The sequence below is a fragment of the Sphingobium limneticum genome, from assembly GCF_008710165.1.
Lineage (GTDB): Bacteria > Pseudomonadota > Alphaproteobacteria > Sphingomonadales > Sphingomonadaceae > Sphingobium > Sphingobium limneticum.
In genome coordinates this window covers 148089-166725 of record NZ_VYQA01000004.1, presented here as the reverse complement: position 1 = coordinate 166725, position 18637 = coordinate 148089, and the positions used below count along the sequence as shown (strand labels likewise).

Genomic DNA, 18637 nt, shown 5'->3' with positions numbered 1-18637 from the left:
GCGCTTGCCTAAGCTGCCTGCCCATCAGCCAGGCAAGAGGAGCAAGCGGATGACCAGCGACGACAATGAACGTCTGTCCGAGGACAGCAATTGGGTACGCAGCACGGGCCTGCAACGCCGCCATGTGCTGGCCGGTGGCGCTTTCGCGGCCGGTTTTGCCGCCGCATGCCGCCCGGTCGCCAGCAGCGCGGTGCAGACGCCGGGCGACGGGCTGACGGAAGAGACGGTCGCCATAACCGCCGATGACGGTTTCGCCCTGCCCGCCTTCGTTGCGCGGCCTGCTGGTGGGAAAGCGGCGCCGGTCATCGTCGTCGTGCATGAGATTTTCGGCGTCCATGAGTGGATTCGCGATATCTGCCGCCGGTTCGCCAAGGCTGGCTATTATGCCATCGCGCCGGACCTGTTCGCGCGCCATGGCGACGCGACCAAGATTGCGGACTTCAAGCAGTTGGTGGGCACCATCGTGTCCAAGGCACCCGATGCCCAGGTATTGGCCGACATCGACACCGTCTATGGCTGGGCCGGCAGCCATGGCGGCAATGGCAAGAAGCGCGGTATCACCGGCTTTTGCTGGGGCGGTCGGATCGTGTGGCTCTATGCCGCCCATAGTGCCAAGCTGAATGCCGGGGTGGCTTATTATGGCCGGCTGGTGAGCGACAAGACGGCGTTGCAGCCATTGAGCGCGATCGAGGAAGTGGGCAAGCTCAAGGCGCCGGTGCTGGGGCAATATGGCGCACTGGACAAGGGCATTCCGGTCGCGGACGTGGACGCGATGCGGGCGGCGCTGACCAAGGCTGGCAAGTCGCCGCCCGACGCGATCACCGTCCATGCCGGTGCCGAACATGGCTTCATGGCCGATTATCGCCCCAGCTATAACGAGGCCGCCGCCAAGGCCGCATGGGATGCGACGCTTGGCTGGTTCGGCACCTATGTGAAGAAGTAGCTTACTTCCCCTTCATCGCCTGAACGGCGGCCAGCGTGCTCTTCACATGCTCGGCATAGTTCATTTCGCTATGGACGAAGGCGACGCGGCCCGAGGGGGCGATGACATAGGAGGTGCGGTCGGTCATGCCCGGCCGCATCTTCAGGGCGACGTCATAGCCCGTCACGATCGCCGGCCCGGCCGAGGCGACGGCGAACTTGCCGGCACATTCCTTGGTCGAGAAAGCGACGAGATCGTCGACCGGGTCGGCCGACATGCCGATGACGGTGGCGCCGGCCGCCTTGAACTTGTCGATATTCTCCGCAAATTCGCGCGCTTCGGCCGAGCAGCCCGGCGTGAACGCCTTGGGGAAGAAATAGAGGACCACAGGGCCGCGCTTGAGCTGATGCGACAGGGTCAGCGTGAAGGTCTTGCCCGCCTGCGCGCCGCGCGTGGTGAAATCGGGCGCCTTGGTCCCGATGGCGAGGGCGGCCATGGCGTTGCTGGACATCAGCGTGGCGGCAGCGGCGAGGAGAAGAGACAGGCGCTTCATGACGGGGTTCCTTGGGTCGGATGGCGATGGTCGGGCTGTTCCCATAATTCGATCGCATTGCCCTCCGGATCGTGGATGCGGGCAAAGCGGCCGAGGACGGGATCGTCCCATTCGGGCTTGGTGATGATCTCAACGCCTGCGCAGCGCAAGTGGGCCAAGAGGGAATCGAGATCGGACACGCGGAAATTCAGCATGAAGGCCTTGTCGGCGGCGAAATAGTCGCTGTCCGCCTTGAACGGGGCGAAGACCATGGGTCCGCCCTGCGGCTGCCAGATCCATTCATTGGGCGGGTCGGCGGGATCGACCACGCAGCCGCCGCCGACATTCAAATGCGTGCGATACCAGGCCGCCAGCGCATCGGGATCGCGCGCACGAAAGAACAGGCCGCCCATTCCCAGCACCGGCATGGCATCGACTCCCCTGATGGTCGGGGCTGAGCCTAGCATGGTGGCGTGGCACGGAAAGGGCTTCGGAAAGCGGCGCCGGGAACTGGTGGAGGACTGGCCGGTTTTTCCGTTATGCGAAAATTTTCCTCTGCCTTGCTGATGCTGCCGCTGCTGCTCGTCACCGCCTGCAACCCCGCGCCGGACAAGCAGAACGACCAGCCCGGCGTCGTCACCAACATATTGGACCAGACGCTGCCCAATATGGAGGCCGCGCCCGCCAACGGCATCACGCCGGTCGAGGCGACGCCGGCCGTAAAGGCGCCGCCGCCCGCCGCTGCGCCCGACGGGCTGATTCCCACCGCGATGCAGGGGCGCTGGGCCGGGGCGGCGGAACGCTGCGGCGACAAGACGGCGGCGCTGGAACTGACGGTTATGCCCGACCAGCTGCTGTTCCATGAAAGCGTCGGCACGGTGAAGCAGGTAACCCAGGACGCGGATGGCCGCGCGGCGGTGGAGGCCGCCTTCACCGGTGAGGGCCAGAGCTGGACCCGTACGCTGGCGCTGACCTTGTCGAAGGATGGCAAGGCGCTGACGGTGGTGAATGACGGGACGGCGGTGACGCGCAAGCGCTGTTGAGGTGAACCGTTCGAGGTGAGGGCGAAGTTCACACCGTTGCACGGCTTTTGCGCGGCAAGCGCTCGCGAGGCTTTCGCGATGCGCTCCCAAGGCTTTCGCCATGCGCGCCCAAGGCTTTCGCGACGCGTCACGTCCTACAGGGGTGCCGACCGCCAGGGTCACATGCGCGCGCCATCGACGCGGCAGTGCTTCGGGCCTGCGCGTGACGGGTGGGCAGCTGGAGGGCTGGGGCTTCATTCCTGAGGATAGATCAGAGAAAATCCAACATTGGAAGCGTAGTAAGAGGTGGCTGGTAGCGACCGAAATGGACGCTTCACTTGCCCTCTCCCGTTTTCACGGGAGAGGCTACGGAGACTTGGCGGCTTGCTGCCTAGTCGATGTCGGTGAGGGCCTTGCTTCTTCCTGAAGAAAGGCTTCCTGCCAGAAAGAAGAAAGACCCTCACCCAACCCTCTCCCGTGAAAAACGGGAGAGGGCTAAGAAACCGGACCGTCCGCTCCCCGCCCATTCCCGCCAGCGTATCGGCAGCCATCACGCCAGCCCCCGCCCCCTTCCCCAACGCCACCCTTCCCTCCCTCGCCCGGCCCGGCTACAGCCGCGCGATGATCGGCCGTTTGACCTTGAGCGATTTCCGCAATCATGCGGATGCGCTGATCCTGCCCGATCATGCCTTCATCCTGCTGACCGGCGATAATGGCGCGGGGAAGACCAATATCCTGGAAGCGGTGTCGATGCTGGCGCCGGGGCGCGGGCTGCGCGGTGCGGCGCTGTCGGCCATGGCGCGGCAGGATGGCGGCGGCGGTTTCGGCATCGCGGCAGAAGTCGATGGGGCGATGCTGGGCACCGGCGTCACCGCCGCCAGTCCCGACCGGCGGCAGGTGCGGATCGGCGGCGTGGCGTCGTCTGCCAACGCGCTGGCCGATCATCTGTCGATCGTGTGGCTGACGCCGGCGATGGACCGATTGTTTCTGGACAGTCCGGGCGGGCGGCGGCGGTTTCTGGATCGGCTGACGCTGGCGCTGCACCCCGGCCATGCCGCGCATAGCGCCCGCTATGACGCGGCGATGCGCGCGCGCAACCGGCTGCTGGCGGACATCCGCCGGGCCGATCCCGCCTGGCTCAGCGCGCTGGAGGCCCAGATGGGCGAGCATGGCACGGCGCTGGCGGCGGCGCGGGCGGATCTGGTGGCGCGGTTGAACGACGCGCTGGCCGACCAGCCCGACGAACCCTTTGCCCGGCCGCTGATCGCGATCGAGGGGGAGGAAGCGAGCGACGAACCCTTGGCGCAGCGGCTGGCGCGCGAGCGGCGGCGCGATGCGGCGGCGGGGCGGACGTTGAGCGGGCCGCATCGCCACGACCTGTCCGTCACCCATATCGCCAAAGGTCAGGCCGCCGCACTCTGTTCCACCGGCGAGCAGAAGGCGTTGCTTCTGTCGATCCTGCTGGCCCATGCCGCGCTGGTGGCGGCCGACCGGGGCCAGCCGCCCGTCCTGCTGCTCGACGAAGTGGCCGCGCATCTCGACCCGCTGCGCCGCGCCGCACTCTTCCAACGTTTGCAGGAAAGTGGGGGTCAGGTGTGGATGACGGGCACCGAATCCAGTCTTTTCAGTGAATTACCTGATGCAACCCGGCTGACTGTAACGGCCGGCCATGTTTTTCGTTCCGCAGCATAACGCATCGACGAAACGACTCGTCGCCCGTCGCTTGTCGGTTCGTCAGGCGTCTGGCCTAAGACCGGCATCGGGGTTCAAGCCTTAAAAACAAGTCGGGGTCGCAATCGCATGTTCGCTGGTTTTCGCGCGGTTTTCGCGGCATCTGTTCTTGCGCTTTCGACTCTCTTCACTGTTCCCGCCACCGCCGGCACGCTGCAATGCGCACCCTTTGCCCGGCAGGTTTCCGGTATCGACATCCACGGCAATGCCAACACCTGGTGGGGTCAGGCCGAAGGTCGTTACGACCGTGGCCATGAACCCCGCGTCGGTGCCGTCCTGGCGTTCTCGGCCAGCCGCTCCATGCCGGTCGGCCATGTCGCCATGGTCAGCAAGGTCGTCAACGACCGCGAAGTGCTTCTGACCCACGCCAACTGGTCCTATCGTGGTGGCATTGAGCGCAATGTCCGCGCCATCGACGTATCGGCCAACAATGACTGGTCCGACGTGCGCGTATGGTACGGCCCGATCGGCAATCTGGGCCTGCGCTCCAACGCCGCCCGCGGCTTCATCTACGCCAGCGCGCCCAAGGGCATCGACCAGCCGGTGCAGATCGCTTCGGCCGACACGACCGGCGGCGCCGCCGTCCGCTCGGCTTTCTGACACTCCTCCCCAGATTATTTTCGGGTCGGACGCTGTTCGACCCTCATCCCTGACTTTTTCGTTTTCCGCATTCTGCGAGACGTCGGCTGTGCCAGCCGACTTCAGAATGCTCTACGCTTAACCCTTTCCAAAGGAAGCCGGTTCTAGGGTCGATCCCGGTGGGGCGATTCTAAAGTTTCGGGATCGCATAGATGTTTCGAGCGATGCGCTGGACCGCAGCCCTGCTGCTGTCCGGACTGGCAACTGCGCCCTCATGGGGTTCTGCGGTGCTGCAATGTGTACCCTATGCCCGGATCGTGTCGGGCGTAGCGATCAGGGGCGATGCGCTGACCTGGTGGGATCAGGCGGATGGACAATATAAGCGCGGCAGCAAGCCCAAAAAGGGTGCAGTGCTGGCGTTCCGACCCAATGGGCCGATGACGCTGGGCCATGTCGCGGTCGTCAGCAGGATATTGGATGATCGCCGCGTGCTGATCCGCCATGCCAATTGGTCGGTGCCCGGCGCCATCGAGGAAGATGTGCTGGCGATCGACGTGTCGGCCGACGGCGATTGGAGTCAGGTGCGCGTGTGGCACAGCCCGACGGGCCAGATGGGCGCGCGGACCAACCCGACCTATGGCTTCATTTACCCGGCCAAGGCCAGGCTGCATGACTTCACGCCGGACGCGACGTTGGGCAGCAGCGTGCGCTTTGCCAAGGTCGATTCGGATATGTGGGACGAGCGGGCATTGCCGGCTGTGATGCGCCAGCCGCAGGCGGCGCCGACGCCGGCCAGAGCCGTACTGACCAGCCCCACGCGGATGGCGGCAGCGGCGCCCATGCCCGTCAAGGCGGCCAAGCCGGCAAAGGCGTCGCGGGAGCGCGCGCCGCATCTGGAGGCCGATCCCTTCATCGTCGAATATGCCGATGCCGCGCCGTCGCAGCGTACGCTGAGCGCCATCATCGCCGATGTGCGGCGCGAAACGGCGATGAACTGACAAACGAAAAGGGCGCCGTCGCCGGCGCCCTTTTTCCTGTCACTCCGCGTCGGCGGGCTTGTCTTCGCTGCCCTCGGCCGGGTTTTCGAACCAGGCTTCGACCTCACCGGTCAGCTTGATCGTCAGCGGATTGCCGTAACGGTCGCGGCTCTTGCCGGCGGCGACGCGGATCCAGCCTTCGGAAATATTATATTCCTCCACATCCTTGCGCTCACGGCCCTTGAAGCGGATGCCGATGCCGCGCTGAAGCACTTCCATGTCGAAATGGGGGCTTTTGGGATTGGTGGAGAGATGGTCGGGAGGCGTGTCGCTCATGATGAGATTCCTTGAAAAGCTGTGCTGCGCCTAGCGTCTGAGCCACTATTGCGTCAACCGCCGCGCTTTTCGTCCACATCGCAATAGATGCGCCGGATCACCCCTTCGTCCAGCCAGGCGGCAAAGCGGCTTTCCGCGTCGGCGCTGCCGGCGAAGGGATAGGCGACCGGCCGGTCGTCCACCGCGCCGCTGGCCCGCGTCAGCCGGGCGACGGCGTCGGGCGCGGTGGTCAGGATGCGGCCGCGCCGGTCGGCGGACGCGCTGTTGACACCCACGACGCGGCCATCTTCGGCAAAGACCGGGCCGCCGCTGATGCCCGACAGGGTGCCGTCGCCGGTGGGGATGCGCCCCTTTTCGGCCCAGGCCAGCACCGGTTGGGTGAGGTCGCTGCGACCGCGCCGGGCGCTCGCCTCCCCGATCAGTTCGGACAGAACCAGCGTCGGTTTGCCGGCGGGAAAGCCCATATGATAGCCCGGCGTGCCCGGTTGCGGCGCGCGGTTCGATAGCGGCAGCGCGCTGCTACTGGGCAGGCCGTCGCGGACCAGCGCCGCGTCCGCCTCCCGGCTTTCCAGCACGCGCGACACCGGCCGGGCGAAGCGGCCATCCTCCAGCCCCACGCGCGTACAGTCATGGGTGACATGCTGCGCCGTCAGCCAGGCGCCGTCGCGATCGACGGCGAAGGCGGTGCCCATCGAATCGGCCGGGCCATCGGGGCTGTCCTCGATCACGAACTGCTCGTCGCCCCAGCCGGGCATGGGCCGACGCGGGGAGCGGGGGTCATATTGCTCCACCTCCAGCGGGGGCACGCGGACGTCCTGCCCGAACCAGGCGACCAGCAGCAACGCGCCCAGCGCGAAGGGCAGGCAACCGCAACCCTTGCCACCCGCCATCGGATCAGCCCGCCACCGCCGCAGCGGTGAGGCAGGCGATCGCCGCCTTCATCATGGCCAGGAAGATCGCGGCCGACCGCTCATTCGCCTCGATCCGGGCCGACAGCGTGCCGAGCAGGAAATCGACCAAGCGGAAGGCGACGAGTTGCAGCACCAAAGTGACGCTGCCCCAGATCACGATGTCCCAGACATTGACCGATCCGGCGAGGCAGAAGCCGAGCGGTACGGCCAGGCCGATTGCCGCGCCGCCGAGCGAGATGGCGGCAGCTTCATTGCCGCCACGGATCAGCGCAAATTCGTCATGCGGGGTGATCCACAGATAGAGGGCAAGCGCCGCCAGCCAGACGAGCGTGGCGCTGCCCAGATGCAGCAGGAGGATGGGGAGGCCCGATAAGAGGCTTTGGATAACGGGCATGGGATCGGTCATGCCGTCAGAAATGCCGCAACCCACCCCAAGGTTCAATCGGGGCGGGCTGCGATTGGAAATAAAGGCGCGATAACGGGACGCCATGAGGCGTGTTCATATCGAGCGTTCCACCGGCGCAGGCCGGAGTCCAGTTGGAACCGTTGAACTGGACCCCGGCCTGCGCCGGGGAACGCAGAGTGATGGATTCACATCATGACTTGTTGATATCAGCGACAGATGCGCACGCGCACCCGGCGGTCGCGATACCGGTCGTAGCGCCATTCGTTCCAGCAGCGGGTGCGGTAACCGCGATTGCCTCTCCAGTCGCCGCGATGGCCGCGCCAGTTGCGACGGTCGTCCCAGCGGCGTCCATTGTCCCAGCGCCGGCGGTCGCCACGGTCCCAATGGCGGTCGCGATCGCCGCGCCAGCCATTCCCGCCATAATGTTGTGCCTGCGCCGGGACGGCCGTGGCGCCCACCCCAGCCATGGCAAGGCCCAGCACCGCCACGCCCTTCCAAAACAGTTTCATCTCTCATCTCCTCATAGTTCCCGCCCGTGAGGGGGTGGGAGCATGAGGGCGAGAATGGACTCGTCCGACTGAACCGTCAGCGAATGGCTCTGTCAGCGACGGTTCAGCCTGGAACGACGGAATGATATTCCGTTACGCCCAGCCGTTTTCAGCGGCCGCGCAATGCGGCTTCCGCTTCCTGCATATAGTCGCGGGTGATGGGCAAAGCGCGGCGGTCGCGGGCATATTGGACCTGGAAATTGACCATGCCGCCATGTTCGAACACGGTCGCCGCGCCCGCCAGATAGAAGGTCCAGAGGCGGAAGAAACGCTCGTCATAAAGCGCCACGATATCGGCCTTGTGCGCCATGGTGCGCTTATACCATTCCCGCAGCGTCAGGCCGTAATGGACGCGCAACACCTCCACGTCCGTCACCATGAGCCGCGTGCCCTCACTGCCCGCTACCATTTCCGACAGGGCCGGGATGTAGCCGCCCGGGAAGATATATTTGGTGGTGAAGGCGTCGGTGGTGCCCGGCCCACCCATGCGCCCGATCGTGTGGACCAGCATCACGCCGTCGGGCGTCAGCAACTGGCGGCATTTGTCGAAGAAGGTGCGATAATCGGGTGTGCCGACATGTTCGAACATGCCGACCGACACGATCCGGTCGAACGGCCCGGTCATGTCGCGATAGTCGATCAGTTCGAAGCGGACATGGTCGGCGACCCCGGCGTCGATCGCGCGTTGCCGTGCGACCTTCAACTGTTCCTCCGACAGGGTGATGCCGGTCACGTCCACGCCGCAGGTGCGGTGCAGGTACAACGCCATCCCGCCCCAGCCGCAGCCGATGTCCAGCACCTTCATGCCCGGCTTCAGGTGCAGCTTGGCGGCGATATGCGCCTTCTTGTCCTCCTGCGCCTGCTCCAGACCGATGCCGGCCTCATTATCCACATCGGGATAATAAGCGCAGCTATATTGGCGGTCGCGGTCCAGGAAGAGGGCGTAGAGCGCGCCGGACAGGTCGTAATGATGGGCGACATTCGCCTTCGACCGGGCGCGGTGGTTGGCGCGCCATAGTTTCTGACGCACTTCGCCGATGCCGCGCTTTAGCAGGCTCTTCGATTCGATCGACTTGCCCTGCTCCCAGGGATTGTTGGCGCGAATCATGGAGATGAATTCCATGATGCCGCCGCCCTCTATGCCGACACGGCCGTCGATCCACGCTTCGGCCATGCCCAGACGCGGGTCTTTCACGATGTCGAAGGGCACCCGGCCATCCTTGAACCGCAGCGCCAGATCGGGAAATTCGGGATCGGCCTGACCGACCGTGATCGTCTTGCCGTTGGCGTAATGGACGGTCACGCGGCCGCGCGTGACGAGCCGCTTGAGAACCAGTTCAAACAGTTTCATGTCGCTACCCTGTCATGTCGTTACGCGGGCGTCAAATGCCGGCATATCAGTCGCGATCGGCATGGTCTTCCCAAAATCACCCCTACCCTCGCCGATTGGACGCGGCCTGTCCACCGCCTCTATCCCCATGAGATATCTGGCTTGTTTATGATCCGATCATTTGGCGACGCGCGGCCGACGGGGCCTGGCGGGATGGGTCGCGCGGGGTGCGCACAGGCCGGATCGGCCGATGTAACAGTTTTGCAACACAAGCCCTGAAATTGATTGAAATAAAGGTTGAACCCCTTTGCAACTCAAACTTGCGATCCTAGATGGCAGTTGCGCGGTCGTGATGCAGATCGCGCTCTTGATCTCCCGATAATGGAGAGAAGAGTCGCAGGAGTTATTATGAGAATAAGTTCGTAATATCTTTGCATCGAACCTGAACGCCGGATGAATGTCTAAGTCGCGGCGACAAGATAAATATCGAGGACTTTATGAAGACTGTGATTTTCGCAGCCATTGCTGCTGCCACCGCTGTTTCGGCCCCTGCCTTTGCTCAGGACGCTGCGCCCTTCACCGGGCCGCGCGCGGGCATCACCGCGGGCTACGACAAGTTCGATGGCCGTGACGGCTTCACCTATGGCGTGACCGCAGGCTACGACCTGGCCGTCACCCCGGGCGTGACCTTCGGTCCTGAAGTGTCGTTCAGCGACACCACCACCAGCGCCGGCGCCGGTGCGGAAGTCAGCCGCGATCTGGCCGCTTCGGTGCGCCTCGGCTACACGCTGACCCCGCAGGTTCTGGCGTTCGGCAAGGTCGGCTATGCCAACACCCGCATCGACCTGGGCAATGGCGGCGCGTCGTTCGAAGGCGTGCGTTACGGCGGCGGTCTGGAATATTCGGTGACCCCGACCACCTACATCTCGGCTGAATATCAGCGCAGCGAATATGAATCCAATATCGGCGGTCGCGACGTTGGCCTGGTTGGCGTCGGCTTCCGTTTCTGATCCCTCTCAAGACGATCAGATTTCAAGGAAGGGCGGTCCCGCAAGGGGCCGCCCTTTTCTTATGGGCCTGGTCGTAGGAATCGTTCCCCGGCGCAGGCCGGGCTCCAGTTTCACGGTCTGAGCCGCCCCCCAGCCTGCGCCGGGGAACGAAACGCCATAAATCCACATCATCGCTTGATGTCATTGTGCAGGATGGGGCGGGGCAGCGCGAAAAGAAAAGCCCCGCCGTTGCGGGCGGGGCTTTATGTCGTGCCTTGTGGAAAAGACTGAGTCCCCGGATTATCCGAGTGCGGCTTGCTTCTCTTCGGCCAGGCGCTTGATTTCGGCCTTGCTCTTCTTTTCGCTCGCGGACTTCAACTGGCCGCAGGCGGCCATGATATCGCGGCCACGGGGCGTGCGGACCGGCGCGCTGATGCCACCTTCGAACACGATGCTGCTGAACGCGCGGACGCGTTCTGGCGTCGAACATTCATAGTCGGTGCCGGGCCAGGGGTTGAACGGGATCAGATTCACCTTGGCCGGCAGCTTGTATTTGCGGATCAGGCGGACCAGTTCGCGCGCATCCTCATCGCTGTCATTCTTGTCGCGGATCATCACATATTCGAAGGTGATGCGGCGCGCATTGCTGGCTTTGGGATAGTCGGCGCAGGCCTGAAGCAATTCCTCGATGCCATATTTGCGGTTGAGCGGGACCAGCTCGTCGCGCACCTCCTTGGTCACGGCATGGAGCGACACGGCCAGGTTGACGCCGATTTCCTCGCTCGCGCGGGCCATCATCGGAATGACGCCGGAGGTGGACAGGGTGATGCGGCGGCGCGACAGGGCCAGGCCATCGCCGTCCATCACGACCTTGAGCGCGTCGCGCACATGCTCGAAATTATAGAGCGGTTCGCCCATGCCCATCATGACGATGTTGGTCAGCATCCGCCCGTCGGGCGAATATTGCGAGGCGTCCTCATCCTCGTCCGCATCATTGGCCGCACCCATATTGCCCTTGGGCCATTCGCCCAGCGCATCGCGCGCCAGCATGACCTGCCCCACGATTTCGCCCGGCGTCAGGTTGCGTACCAGACGCATCGTGCCGGTGTGGCAGAAGCTGCAGTTCAAGGTGCAGCCCACCTGGCTGGAGACGCAGAGCGTGCCGCGGTCCGCATCGGGGATGAAGACCATTTCATAATCCTGCCCGTCGTCCGAGCGAAGCAGCCATTTGCGGGTGCCGTCGGTCGATACCTGTGCCTCGACCACTTCCGGGCGGCCGACCACGAAGCGTTCGGCCATCCAGCCGCGCATCGGCTTGGCAAGGTCGGTCATCGCCTCGAAATCGGTTTCGCCGCGATGATAGAGCCAGTGGAACAGCTGCTTGGAGCGCAGCTTGGCGGCCTTCACGTCGAGGCCGACCTCCTCCAGCGCACTCTTTATCTGAGGGCGGGACAGGCCCATGAGGTCGATGCGGCCATCCTCTCGCGGGGTCACCGCGCGCGGCACGGGCACAGGGTCAAGGGGGCCGGGAATCGGCATGAGCGGGCTGGCGGCTGATTGCATGGTCGCGCACATAGTCGATTTTCGCGGATTTTTAAAGATGTGTTGCATGTTGATGAACTGCACCGGCCCGCACCCCCACCCGGCCTCCCACAGCGTACCCTGATTGGGTGGCCGGGTGGGGGTGCGGGCCGGTGCGGTAAAAATGCGCTCTGCCGCGCATTTTCAAGCTTAACGCAATTTGGCGCAGCCCAGCGCCGCCGCGTCGATCGCCGTCGCCGCGCCGCGCAGGGCGTAGCTGTCGGCAAAGCCGCGCCCGTCCGCGCCGACGCTGGCCACGCTCATGCTGCTGGCTGAGCGCATGGCGGCGACGATCTGCGCGTCACCGCGCGCATCGGCGGCCCAGGCGTCCATCTGTCCGCCGACCAGCGTGAAGCGGCGCTCCCCTACGGTGAGGACGACCGGCGCCGCGCTCGCCCGCGCCCGGCCGAGCCGGATATGCAGTTGCCCGCGCACATGGTTGCGTGGCCAGCTGCCGACCGAGGCGAAGCCCCTGGGCGGCTGGCCACGGCGCGCGACCGGCTGGGCGATGGCGTAGCAGCGCGGCCCGCTTTGACTGGCGCCGGAATCGCGAAAGGCGCCCCAGTTTTCGAAAATGCCCAATGAATCGCGGGCCATGGCCGGCGATGCCACAAGCAGCAGGAGGGGCAGCAACGCCAAGGCGCTAGGGGTTGTGGGGCGCATGGCATTGGCAAAGCCCAAGCCGTCCCCTTTTGCAACCCCGACCGGTCGAAAGCGTGCATGCGACGCTTGCAGGAGGCGTTCGAGCGGCTATGAAGGAGCATCCATCATTGTCGCCGGGATTCGACCGAACCCCCGGCTATTGGCTTAAAAAGAACGGACAGAACAGGGACATGAAGGCCACCATCGAACGCGCAACGCTCCTCAAGAGCCTGAGCCACGTCCAATCGGTGGTCGAGCGCAGAAATACCATTCCCATCCTGTCCAACGTCCTGATCGAGGCATCGGCCGACGGCGCGATCAAGCTGATGGCGACCGACCTTGACCTTCAGATCGTCGAAAGCGTGTCGGCGCAGGTGGAACAGGCCGGCGCCACGACCATTTCCGCCCACACATTGTTCGACATCGCCCGCAAGCTGCCCGAGGGCAGCCAGGTGTCGCTGCATGCGGCCGAGGGCAAGATGCTGATCCAGGCCGGTCGCGCCCGCTTCAACCTGTCGACCCTGCCGCGCGACGATTTCCCGGTGATCGCCGAGGGCGACCTGCCCACGACGTTCGAACTGCCGGCCGAAACGTTGAAGCAGATCATCGACAAGACGCGCTTCGCCATTTCGACCGAAGAGACGCGCTATTATCTGAACGGCATCTATTTCCACGTCACGGACGACGATCAGCCGGTGCTGAAGGCCGCCGCGACCGACGGCCACCGTCTGGCGCGCGTCACCGTGACCCGCCCGGACGGCGCGGAAGGCATGCCCGGCATCATCATCCCGCGCAAATGCATCGGCGAGCTGCGCAAGCTGCTGGACGAGGTCGAAGGGTCGGTGGGCATCGCCCTGTCGGCCAGCAAGATCCGCTTTGGCCTGGGCAGCGCGATCCTGACCAGCAAGCTGATCGACGGTACCTTCCCCGATTATAGCCGCGTCATCCCGACCGCGAACGACAAGCTGCTCAAGATCGATCCGCGCAGCTTCGAGGATGGCGTCGACCGCGTCGCCACCATCGCCACGGAAAAGACCCGCGCGGTCAAGATGAGCCTGGACAAGGACAAGATCACCCTGTCCGTCACCAGCCCCGAAAATGGCACCGCGGCCGAAGAAGTGCCCGGCGCTTTCCAGGGCGAAGGCTTCGACATCGGCTTCAACGCCCGCTATCTGCTCGACATATTGGGCCAGATCGACAGCGATTTGGTCGAGCTGCATCTGGCCGATGCGGCCGCGCCGACGCTGATCCGCGAAAGCGACGACAGCCCGGCGCTGTACGTGCTGATGCCGATGCGCGTCTGACGGTTATTGCAGCGCAGGTTCTCGCCTGCACATGCCCTTTGGTGCAGGTTTCAGCCTGCACCAAAGCGGGCCGGAGGTAATCCTCTGGCAAGGAGTTTGCGCTACCGGTGGAGCATGTCTTTACTGCGCGCATCCCTCGACGATAATCCGTCCCGTTCCATGACATTGATGGTCGCGCTCGGCCTTTCGGAGAGCGGGACCGAAGTATCGGCGTCCTGGATTTCGGGCAATTTTTTCCATATCGCGCGGCTGTGGCCTTTGATCCTGCTGACCAAGTTCAGCGTGGTCGCCCTGCTCAACCTGCCCTTCTATGCCGGCGAACCGCTCCAGATCGCGTTGATGGTCGCCATGCTGATCATCGACGGTACGCTGATGCTGCTCCCGCGCCGCAACTGGTTCCGTCACCGCATGCCGCATATCCAGAATTGGATGATGCTGCCCATGGTGTTCCTGTCGGGCCTGACCTTCAGCCTGTGGCTGGGTTATGAAACCAAGGCCGCGACCGATGCGCTGTTCCTGGCGGCGGTGCCCGAGCTGTCGGTGGCGCTGCTCGCCGTCTGCATCTTCGGCGACCGGCGCCTGCTCGGCATCAGCTATTTCCTCGGCGCGCTGCTGGTGTCGGTGGTGGAAAAGGCGGGCATGGCCCAGATCGGCCTGTTGCTCAGCTGCGTCATCGTCATGCTGGTCGCCACATTGCGCCAGGCGACGGCGGACCGCGACCAGGCGATCGCCCGGCACCAGCAGGATCTGCGCGCCCAGCGTTCCGACCGGCTGTTGCAGGAGCATGAGCGCACCGGGCGCGGCTGGTTCTGGGAAACCGACCGTCAGGGGTGCCTGACCTATATCAGCGACACGTTGGCCCAGTCATTGTCCGTGTCCGTCGGGACGCTGATCGGCAAGCCGATCACCGAGATCGTGCGTCCCGGTGACAAGAAGCAGGGCGATGGCGAACGCACGCTGGGCTTTCATTTGTCCGCACGCACCGGCTTTGCCGATATTCCCGTCTGCGCCGCCATGGCGAAGGAAGAGGAGCGCTGGTGGTCGATTTCGGGCCAGCCAGTGTTCAACGAATATGGCCAGTTCCATGGCTTTCGCGGGGCGGGCACCGACCTGACCGAAACACGCCGCAACCAGGCGGAGGTCACGCGCCTGGCCCAGTTCGATTCCCTCACGGGCCTGGCCAACCGCATCCAGATGCTGCGGTCGCTGGAGCAGGCCGTGGCCGATCGCCATGGCAAGCCGGGCGAATGCACGCTGATGATGCTGGACCTTGACCGGTTCAAGATCGTCAACGACACGCTGGGCCACCCCGCCGGCGACGCCCTGCTGCGGCAGGTCAGCCAGCGGTTGCAGCGCGTGGTCGGCGAAAAGGGGCTGGTCGGACGGCAAGGCGGCGACGAATTCAAGATATTGTTGCCCGGCCGCCACGACCAGACCGTACTCGCCCATCTGGCGCAGGCGGTCATCAGCGCGGTGTCGCAACCCTATACGGTCGAAGGCAATGCCGTGGTCATCGGCGTGTCGATCGGCCTGTCGGTCTGCCCGCAGGACGGCGTGACCGCCGACGCGCTGATCCGCAACGCCGACCTGGCGCTCTACGCCGCCAAGGGCGACGGGCGCGGCGTCCATCGCTTCTATTCGTCGGACATGCATGCCGACGCGGAAAATCGCCGGCAGCTGGAGGAGGATCTGCGTCGCGCGCTGACCGACGACGGCCTGCACCTAGTCTACCAGCCGGTCGTGTCGTCCAAGACGGAGCAGATTACCGGATACGAAGCACTGCTGCGCTGGAACCATCCGGTGCGTGGGCCGATCTCACCGGCGCTGTTCATACCCATTGCGGAAGATAGCGGCCTGATCGCCCAGATCGGCGAATGGGTGATGCGCACCGCCTGCCGCGATGCGGCGGAATGGCAGGAAGGGATCCGCGTCGCGGTGAACGTGTCGCCGACCCAGTTCGCCAATCCCGGCTTCCCCTCCACCGTCATGAATGCGCTGGCCGCCGCACAACTGGCGCCCGAACGGTTGGAACTGGAGATCACCGAGAGCGTCTTCCTGAACGACGACGATGGCACGGACGCGATGTTCAATCGGTTGAAGGCGATCGGCGTCCGCCTGGCGCTGGACGATTTCGGCACCGGCTATTCCTCGCTCGGCTATCTGAAGAAGGCGCCGTTCGACAAGATCAAGATCGACCAGAGCTTCGTGCGCGGCGCCGCGATCAAGGGCAATCGCAACAGCGCGATCATCAAGGCGATCGTCAGCCTGGCCGAGGCGCTGGGCATGGACACTACGGCCGAGGGCGCGGAAACGCAGGATGAGCTGGCGCTGATCCGCCAGCTGGGTTGCAGCCATATCCAGGGCTATATTTACGGCCGGCCGATGCCGATGGCCGATGTGATGGCCAGCCAAAACCGCGCCGGCACAGCGGCCAGCGCCAACGGCTTCCAGTCCAGCCGCCCCGAACGCAAGACGATGCTGCGTACCATCGCGGTCCATCATGACGGCCATGTCTATACCGGCCGCGTGCGCAACATCTCCGCCACTGGGGCATTGATCGAAGGATTGTGGAACGTGCCGGTGGGCACGCTGTTCGCGATCGAGATGGCCGAAAACCAGTTCGTCAACGCGACCAGCAAATGGTCGAGAGACGACCGGATGGGCGTGGAATTCGCCGGCGCCGTGGATGTCAGCACCTTGCGCAATCCGCCGCGGTCCATGGCCTCCTAAAGCATGATCCGATGCGATCGAATCGGATCATGCTGACTTCAAAGGGCGCTAAACAGACGCCAGAAAGTCGCCACTGGCGATGATCGGCCATCCCGATGGGTCGCGCGCATAAACATAGGTCCATGCCGCGACACGGCCTTGTTCCCCCTCGACCATCAGCCGTAGCCGCCGATATTCGTGCGGCTGCGGGCTATCCCCCGCACATTCCTCATAATCGTCGAGCCAGGCCAATGTGGCCTCCGCGTCTGTCAACGCGAACAGCTCGCCTGTCACCACACCCTCTGCGCCCGGTACGAAGCCCGGATAGCCTGCCAGGCGGTACAGCATGCCCTGCGCCCGTGCCGACCCCACAAGCTGCGCCTCCGCCCGCAGGCGCCGCGCCATCGGCCCGTCGAAGGCAAAGCGCAACGTACCATAGACGAACAACAGGCTATCGCGCATCGCGCGTCCATTTCACCACATTGCGGTGAAATTTCCCAATAACGGGATATTTCATCGTCGCTCCTTGTCCTGCAACCATGGAAAATGCGCGGATTTCTGCCGAAAATGCAGATTTGGCACGGCCTCTGCAATGTCTGTTGGCATCAAGGCCGGATGGTCGGCCAACGCACAACAGGGAGTATCCACCATGTCCATCGCCAAGATCCAGAACGCCGCCTTCGCCCTTGCCAGCGCTTTCATCGTCGCCGGCCTGTTCGTGAGCGCCGCCGTTCCCGTCGCGCCGATCGCCTGATCGCCCCGTCCATCCTATCAACGGAAAGTCAGAGACATGAACAACAGTTTCACCCTGGACCGTCGCAACGGCAAGATCATGGGCGTGTGCGCCGGGATCGCCAACCGCACCGGCCTGGACGTCACGATCCTGCGCGTCGCGCTGGTGCTGCTGACGCTCTGCGCGCTGGGACCGATCGGCGTCGTGGCCTATCTGCTCGCTGGTTGGCTGGCGGAGGGCTGAACCTGCCGAGCCGTTCGATCGGGACCACAAAAGTCGATATCAAGTAAAAAGGCCGCCCTGCTTATCGCAGGAGCGGCCTTTTGGCATCCCGATCACACGGGATGAAGATCGCGACAGATACGCGATCAGGCATAAAGCACCGAATAGAAGGTCAGCATCTGAACGCCGACCGCAACGGCCAGCACAGTGCCCTGAAACATCTGACGCATATTTTGCTCCATAGTTGTAAGAATCGATCCCCGGTCTTCGGGGATGCGGGCCACTACGCCCGTCATATTCTTGTAACAATCGCAAAGCGCGACATGCCGATTGCATCAAACGCAACAGAGCAACAGGGGTGTTACCCCAAAGCCACGATCATGGCCTGCGCCGCGGCCGGGTTGCGCTCCTTCGCGCCACCGATGAAGAAGCCGAACATGTCGCCCTGCGCCGCCAGCCGTTGCGCGCGATCGGCCCAGCGGGCGATGTCGGCGGGGGCATAGCCGGTTGCTTCGTCGGACCGGGCACGCATCAGCCGAATATAGGAAAAGCCGACGTCATGGCCGGTGATGGCGGGATAATCGTCATGATCGGCAAAAACCACCGCCGCGCCCGCATCGCGCGCCATGACGAGGAAGGCGGGATCGTCGAAGCTTTCATGCCGGACCTCCAGCGCATGGCGGAGCGGCACGCCATCGACGCTGGCCGGCAACAATTGCAGGAAGGCGCCGAAATCGTCGGCATCGAACCTCTTTGTGGGCATGAATTGCCACAGGATCGGGCCGAGCCGGTCACCCAGTTCGGCGATACCTTGCTGCGTGAATTTCGCGATCGAATCGCCGGCTTCGGCCAGGATCTTGCGATTGGTGCAGTAGCGCGACGCCTTCACCGCGAACTGGAAGCCATCCGGCACCGCCCTGGCCCAGCCGGCGAAGGTCGCGGGCTTCTGACTGCTATAATAGGTCGCGTTGATTTCCGTCGCGGTCAGATGTTCGCCGACATAGGCCAGCTCATCCTTCTGTCGCAGCCCCGCCGGATAGAAGATGCCGCGCCATGGCTCATAGACCCAGCCGCCAATGCCCACCCTGATCCGTCCTGCCATTTATGCTCTCCCTACAGCGCCAGCCTCCCCCTCTATGGCGCGGCGCGGGCCGGGTTACAAA

21 protein-coding genes are annotated in these 18637 nt (G+C 64.3%); 9 read left to right on the top strand and 12 right to left on the bottom strand.

Annotation, left to right across the window (positions count from 1 at the left end; genetic code table 11):
* Nucleotides 1-49: 49 nt before the first annotated feature.
* Nucleotides 50-943, top strand: coding sequence for a dienelactone hydrolase family protein (locus F4U95_RS07275; protein WP_150425156.1), 894 nt, complete (start codon nt 50-52; stop codon nt 941-943).
* Between the two features lies 1 nt (nt 944).
* Here F4U95_RS07275 and F4U95_RS07270 read toward each other — a convergent pair whose 3' ends face one another.
* Together F4U95_RS07270 and F4U95_RS07265 are read right to left on the bottom strand one after the other, a co-directional pair.
* Nucleotides 945-1475, bottom strand: coding sequence for a peroxiredoxin (locus tag F4U95_RS07270; protein ID WP_120251589.1), 531 nt, complete (start codon nt 1473-1475; stop codon nt 945-947).
* Nucleotides 1472-1882, bottom strand: a complete 411-nt coding sequence (locus F4U95_RS07265) for a VOC family protein (RefSeq protein ID WP_150425155.1) — start codon at nt 1880-1882, stop codon at nt 1472-1474. The genes F4U95_RS07270 and F4U95_RS07265 overlap by 4 nt, the downstream gene beginning before the upstream one ends.
* Before the next feature lie 111 nt (nt 1883-1993).
* Here F4U95_RS07265 and F4U95_RS07260 point away from each other — a divergent pair, with 111 nt between their 5' ends.
* The 4 genes from F4U95_RS07260 to F4U95_RS07245 all read left to right on the top strand — a co-directional run bounded on the left by F4U95_RS07260 (nt 1994) and on the right by F4U95_RS07245 (nt 5784).
* A complete protein-coding gene (locus F4U95_RS07260) occupies nt 1994-2497 on the top strand; it encodes a hypothetical protein (RefSeq protein ID WP_150425154.1) in 504 nt (167 codons plus the stop codon).
* A 600-nt stretch (nt 2498-3097) separates the two neighbouring features.
* Nucleotides 3098-4168, top strand: coding sequence for a DNA replication/repair protein RecF (gene recF, locus F4U95_RS07255; RefSeq protein WP_120251586.1), 1071 nt, complete (start codon nt 3098-3100; stop codon nt 4166-4168).
* Between the two features lie 108 nt (nt 4169-4276).
* Nucleotides 4277-4807, top strand: a complete 531-nt coding sequence (locus F4U95_RS07250) for a CHAP domain-containing protein (protein WP_150425153.1) — start codon at nt 4277-4279, stop codon at nt 4805-4807.
* Nucleotides 4808-4998: 191 nt separating this feature from the next.
* Nucleotides 4999-5784, top strand: coding sequence for a CHAP domain-containing protein (locus tag F4U95_RS07245; RefSeq protein ID WP_150425152.1), 786 nt, complete (start codon nt 4999-5001; stop codon nt 5782-5784).
* A gap of 39 nt (nt 5785-5823) precedes the next feature.
* Here F4U95_RS07245 and F4U95_RS07240 read toward each other — a convergent pair whose 3' ends face one another.
* The 5 genes from F4U95_RS07240 to F4U95_RS07220 all read right to left on the bottom strand — a co-directional run bounded on the left by F4U95_RS07240 (nt 5824) and on the right by F4U95_RS07220 (nt 9315).
* Nucleotides 5824-6099, bottom strand: a complete 276-nt coding sequence (locus F4U95_RS07240; protein WP_120251583.1) for a DUF3297 family protein — start codon at nt 6097-6099, stop codon at nt 5824-5826.
* Nucleotides 6100-6152: 53 nt separating this feature from the next.
* Complete coding sequence (locus tag F4U95_RS07235; RefSeq protein WP_150425151.1) at nt 6153-6989, bottom strand: S1 family peptidase; 837 nt, start codon at nt 6987-6989, stop codon at nt 6153-6155.
* A gap of 4 nt (nt 6990-6993) precedes the next feature.
* Complete coding sequence (locus tag F4U95_RS07230) at nt 6994-7416, bottom strand: DUF350 domain-containing protein (protein ID WP_120251581.1); 423 nt, start codon at nt 7414-7416, stop codon at nt 6994-6996.
* Nucleotides 7417-7622: 206 nt separating this feature from the next.
* Nucleotides 7623-7925 (bottom strand): hypothetical protein, encoded by a 303-nt coding sequence (locus F4U95_RS07225; RefSeq protein WP_150425150.1) that lies wholly within the window; start codon nt 7923-7925, stop codon nt 7623-7625.
* 148 nt (nt 7926-8073) lie between these two features.
* Nucleotides 8074-9315: an SAM-dependent methyltransferase gene (locus F4U95_RS07220; protein ID WP_150425149.1), complete on the bottom strand. Its 1242-nt coding sequence runs from the start codon at nt 9313-9315 to the stop codon at nt 8074-8076.
* Between the two features lie 476 nt (nt 9316-9791).
* Between F4U95_RS07220 and F4U95_RS07215 the strand changes: the two genes are divergently transcribed.
* Entirely contained in the window at nt 9792-10304 is a 513-nt protein-coding gene (locus F4U95_RS07215; protein WP_120251578.1) for a porin family protein, read from the top strand.
* 279 nt (nt 10305-10583) lie between these two features.
* On the opposite strand, the gene rlmN is transcribed toward F4U95_RS07215, so the two are convergent.
* Together rlmN and F4U95_RS07205 are read right to left on the bottom strand one after the other, a co-directional pair.
* Nucleotides 10584-11846, bottom strand: coding sequence for a dual-specificity RNA methyltransferase RlmN (rlmN, locus tag F4U95_RS07210; RefSeq protein WP_120252277.1), 1263 nt, complete (start codon nt 11844-11846; stop codon nt 10584-10586).
* Nucleotides 11847-12014: 168 nt separating this feature from the next.
* On the bottom strand, nt 12015-12527 hold the full coding sequence (locus F4U95_RS07205; protein WP_150425148.1) for a hypothetical protein: 513 nt from the start codon (nt 12525-12527) through the stop codon (nt 12015-12017).
* Between the two features lie 170 nt (nt 12528-12697).
* Between F4U95_RS07205 and dnaN the strand changes: the two genes are divergently transcribed.
* On the top strand, nt 12698-13810 hold the full coding sequence (gene dnaN / locus F4U95_RS07200) for a DNA polymerase III subunit beta (protein ID WP_120251577.1): 1113 nt from the start codon (nt 12698-12700) through the stop codon (nt 13808-13810).
* A gap of 114 nt (nt 13811-13924) precedes the next feature.
* Complete coding sequence (locus F4U95_RS07195) at nt 13925-16540, top strand: EAL domain-containing protein (RefSeq protein WP_170267478.1); 2616 nt, start codon at nt 13925-13927, stop codon at nt 16538-16540.
* 48 nt (nt 16541-16588) lie between these two features.
* On the opposite strand, the gene F4U95_RS07190 is transcribed toward F4U95_RS07195, so the two are convergent.
* Complete coding sequence (locus F4U95_RS07190; RefSeq protein ID WP_150425146.1) at nt 16589-16981, bottom strand: gamma-glutamylcyclotransferase family protein; 393 nt, start codon at nt 16979-16981, stop codon at nt 16589-16591.
* Nucleotides 16982-17309: 328 nt separating this feature from the next.
* Here F4U95_RS07190 and F4U95_RS07185 point away from each other — a divergent pair, with 328 nt between their 5' ends.
* Nucleotides 17310-17495 (top strand): PspC domain-containing protein, encoded by a 186-nt coding sequence (locus tag F4U95_RS07185; protein WP_120251574.1) that lies wholly within the window; start codon nt 17310-17312, stop codon nt 17493-17495.
* Between the two features lie 125 nt (nt 17496-17620).
* On the opposite strand, the gene F4U95_RS24575 is transcribed toward F4U95_RS07185, so the two are convergent.
* Complete coding sequence (locus F4U95_RS24575; RefSeq protein WP_161600380.1) at nt 17621-17770, bottom strand: hypothetical protein; 150 nt, start codon at nt 17768-17770, stop codon at nt 17621-17623.
* Nucleotides 17771-17835: 65 nt separating this feature from the next.
* The gene (locus tag F4U95_RS07180) at nt 17836-18576 is read right to left on the bottom strand and encodes a DUF72 domain-containing protein (RefSeq protein ID WP_150425145.1); all 741 of its coding nucleotides are present in this window, start codon (nt 18574-18576) and stop codon (nt 17836-17838) included.
* Nucleotides 18577-18637 lie beyond the last annotated feature (61 nt).

What these genes read in the sequence shown, in the direction of transcription:
- F4U95_RS07265 (WP_150425155.1), bottom strand. Translation starts at nt 1,882, where the DNA reads ATGCCGGTGCTGGGAATGGGCGGCCTGTTCTTTCGTGCGCGCGATCCC.
- F4U95_RS07190 (WP_150425146.1), bottom strand. Translation starts at nt 16,981, where the DNA reads ATGCGCGATAGCCTGTTGTTCGTCTATGGTACGTTGCGCTTTGCCTTC.
- F4U95_RS07225 (WP_150425150.1), bottom strand. Translation starts at nt 7,925, where the DNA reads ATGAAACTGTTTTGGAAGGGCGTGGCGGTGCTGGGCCTTGCCATGGCT.
- F4U95_RS07230 (WP_120251581.1), bottom strand. Translation starts at nt 7,416, where the DNA reads ATGACCGATCCCATGCCCGTTATCCAAAGCCTCTTATCGGGCCTCCCC.
- F4U95_RS07270 (WP_120251589.1), bottom strand. Translation starts at nt 1,475, where the DNA reads ATGAAGCGCCTGTCTCTTCTCCTCGCCGCTGCCGCCACGCTGATGTCC.
- recF (WP_120251586.1), top strand. Translation starts at nt 3,098, where the DNA reads ATGATCGGCCGTTTGACCTTGAGCGATTTCCGCAATCATGCGGATGCG.
- F4U95_RS07240 (WP_120251583.1), bottom strand. Translation starts at nt 6,099, where the DNA reads ATGAGCGACACGCCTCCCGACCATCTCTCCACCAATCCCAAAAGCCCC.
- rlmN (WP_120252277.1), bottom strand. Translation starts at nt 11,846, where the DNA reads ATGCAATCAGCCGCCAGCCCGCTCATGCCGATTCCCGGCCCCCTTGAC.
- F4U95_RS07260 (WP_150425154.1), top strand. Translation starts at nt 1,994, where the DNA reads ATGCGAAAATTTTCCTCTGCCTTGCTGATGCTGCCGCTGCTGCTCGTC.
- dnaN (WP_120251577.1), top strand. Translation starts at nt 12,698, where the DNA reads ATGAAGGCCACCATCGAACGCGCAACGCTCCTCAAGAGCCTGAGCCAC.
- F4U95_RS07220 (WP_150425149.1), bottom strand. Translation starts at nt 9,315, where the DNA reads ATGAAACTGTTTGAACTGGTTCTCAAGCGGCTCGTCACGCGCGGCCGC.
- F4U95_RS07235 (WP_150425151.1), bottom strand. Translation starts at nt 6,989, where the DNA reads ATGGCGGGTGGCAAGGGTTGCGGTTGCCTGCCCTTCGCGCTGGGCGCG.
- F4U95_RS07205 (WP_150425148.1), bottom strand. Translation starts at nt 12,527, where the DNA reads ATGCGCCCCACAACCCCTAGCGCCTTGGCGTTGCTGCCCCTCCTGCTG.
- F4U95_RS07250 (WP_150425153.1), top strand. Translation starts at nt 4,277, where the DNA reads ATGTTCGCTGGTTTTCGCGCGGTTTTCGCGGCATCTGTTCTTGCGCTT.
- F4U95_RS24575 (WP_161600380.1), bottom strand. Translation starts at nt 17,770, where the DNA reads ATGACGGGCGTAGTGGCCCGCATCCCCGAAGACCGGGGATCGATTCTT.
- F4U95_RS07215 (WP_120251578.1), top strand. Translation starts at nt 9,792, where the DNA reads ATGAAGACTGTGATTTTCGCAGCCATTGCTGCTGCCACCGCTGTTTCG.
- F4U95_RS07195 (WP_170267478.1), top strand. Translation starts at nt 13,925, where the DNA reads ATGTCTTTACTGCGCGCATCCCTCGACGATAATCCGTCCCGTTCCATG.
- F4U95_RS07185 (WP_120251574.1), top strand. Translation starts at nt 17,310, where the DNA reads ATGAACAACAGTTTCACCCTGGACCGTCGCAACGGCAAGATCATGGGC.
- F4U95_RS07275 (WP_150425156.1), top strand. Translation starts at nt 50, where the DNA reads ATGACCAGCGACGACAATGAACGTCTGTCCGAGGACAGCAATTGGGTA.
- F4U95_RS07245 (WP_150425152.1), top strand. Translation starts at nt 4,999, where the DNA reads ATGTTTCGAGCGATGCGCTGGACCGCAGCCCTGCTGCTGTCCGGACTG.
- F4U95_RS07180 (WP_150425145.1), bottom strand. Translation starts at nt 18,576, where the DNA reads ATGGCAGGACGGATCAGGGTGGGCATTGGCGGCTGGGTCTATGAGCCA.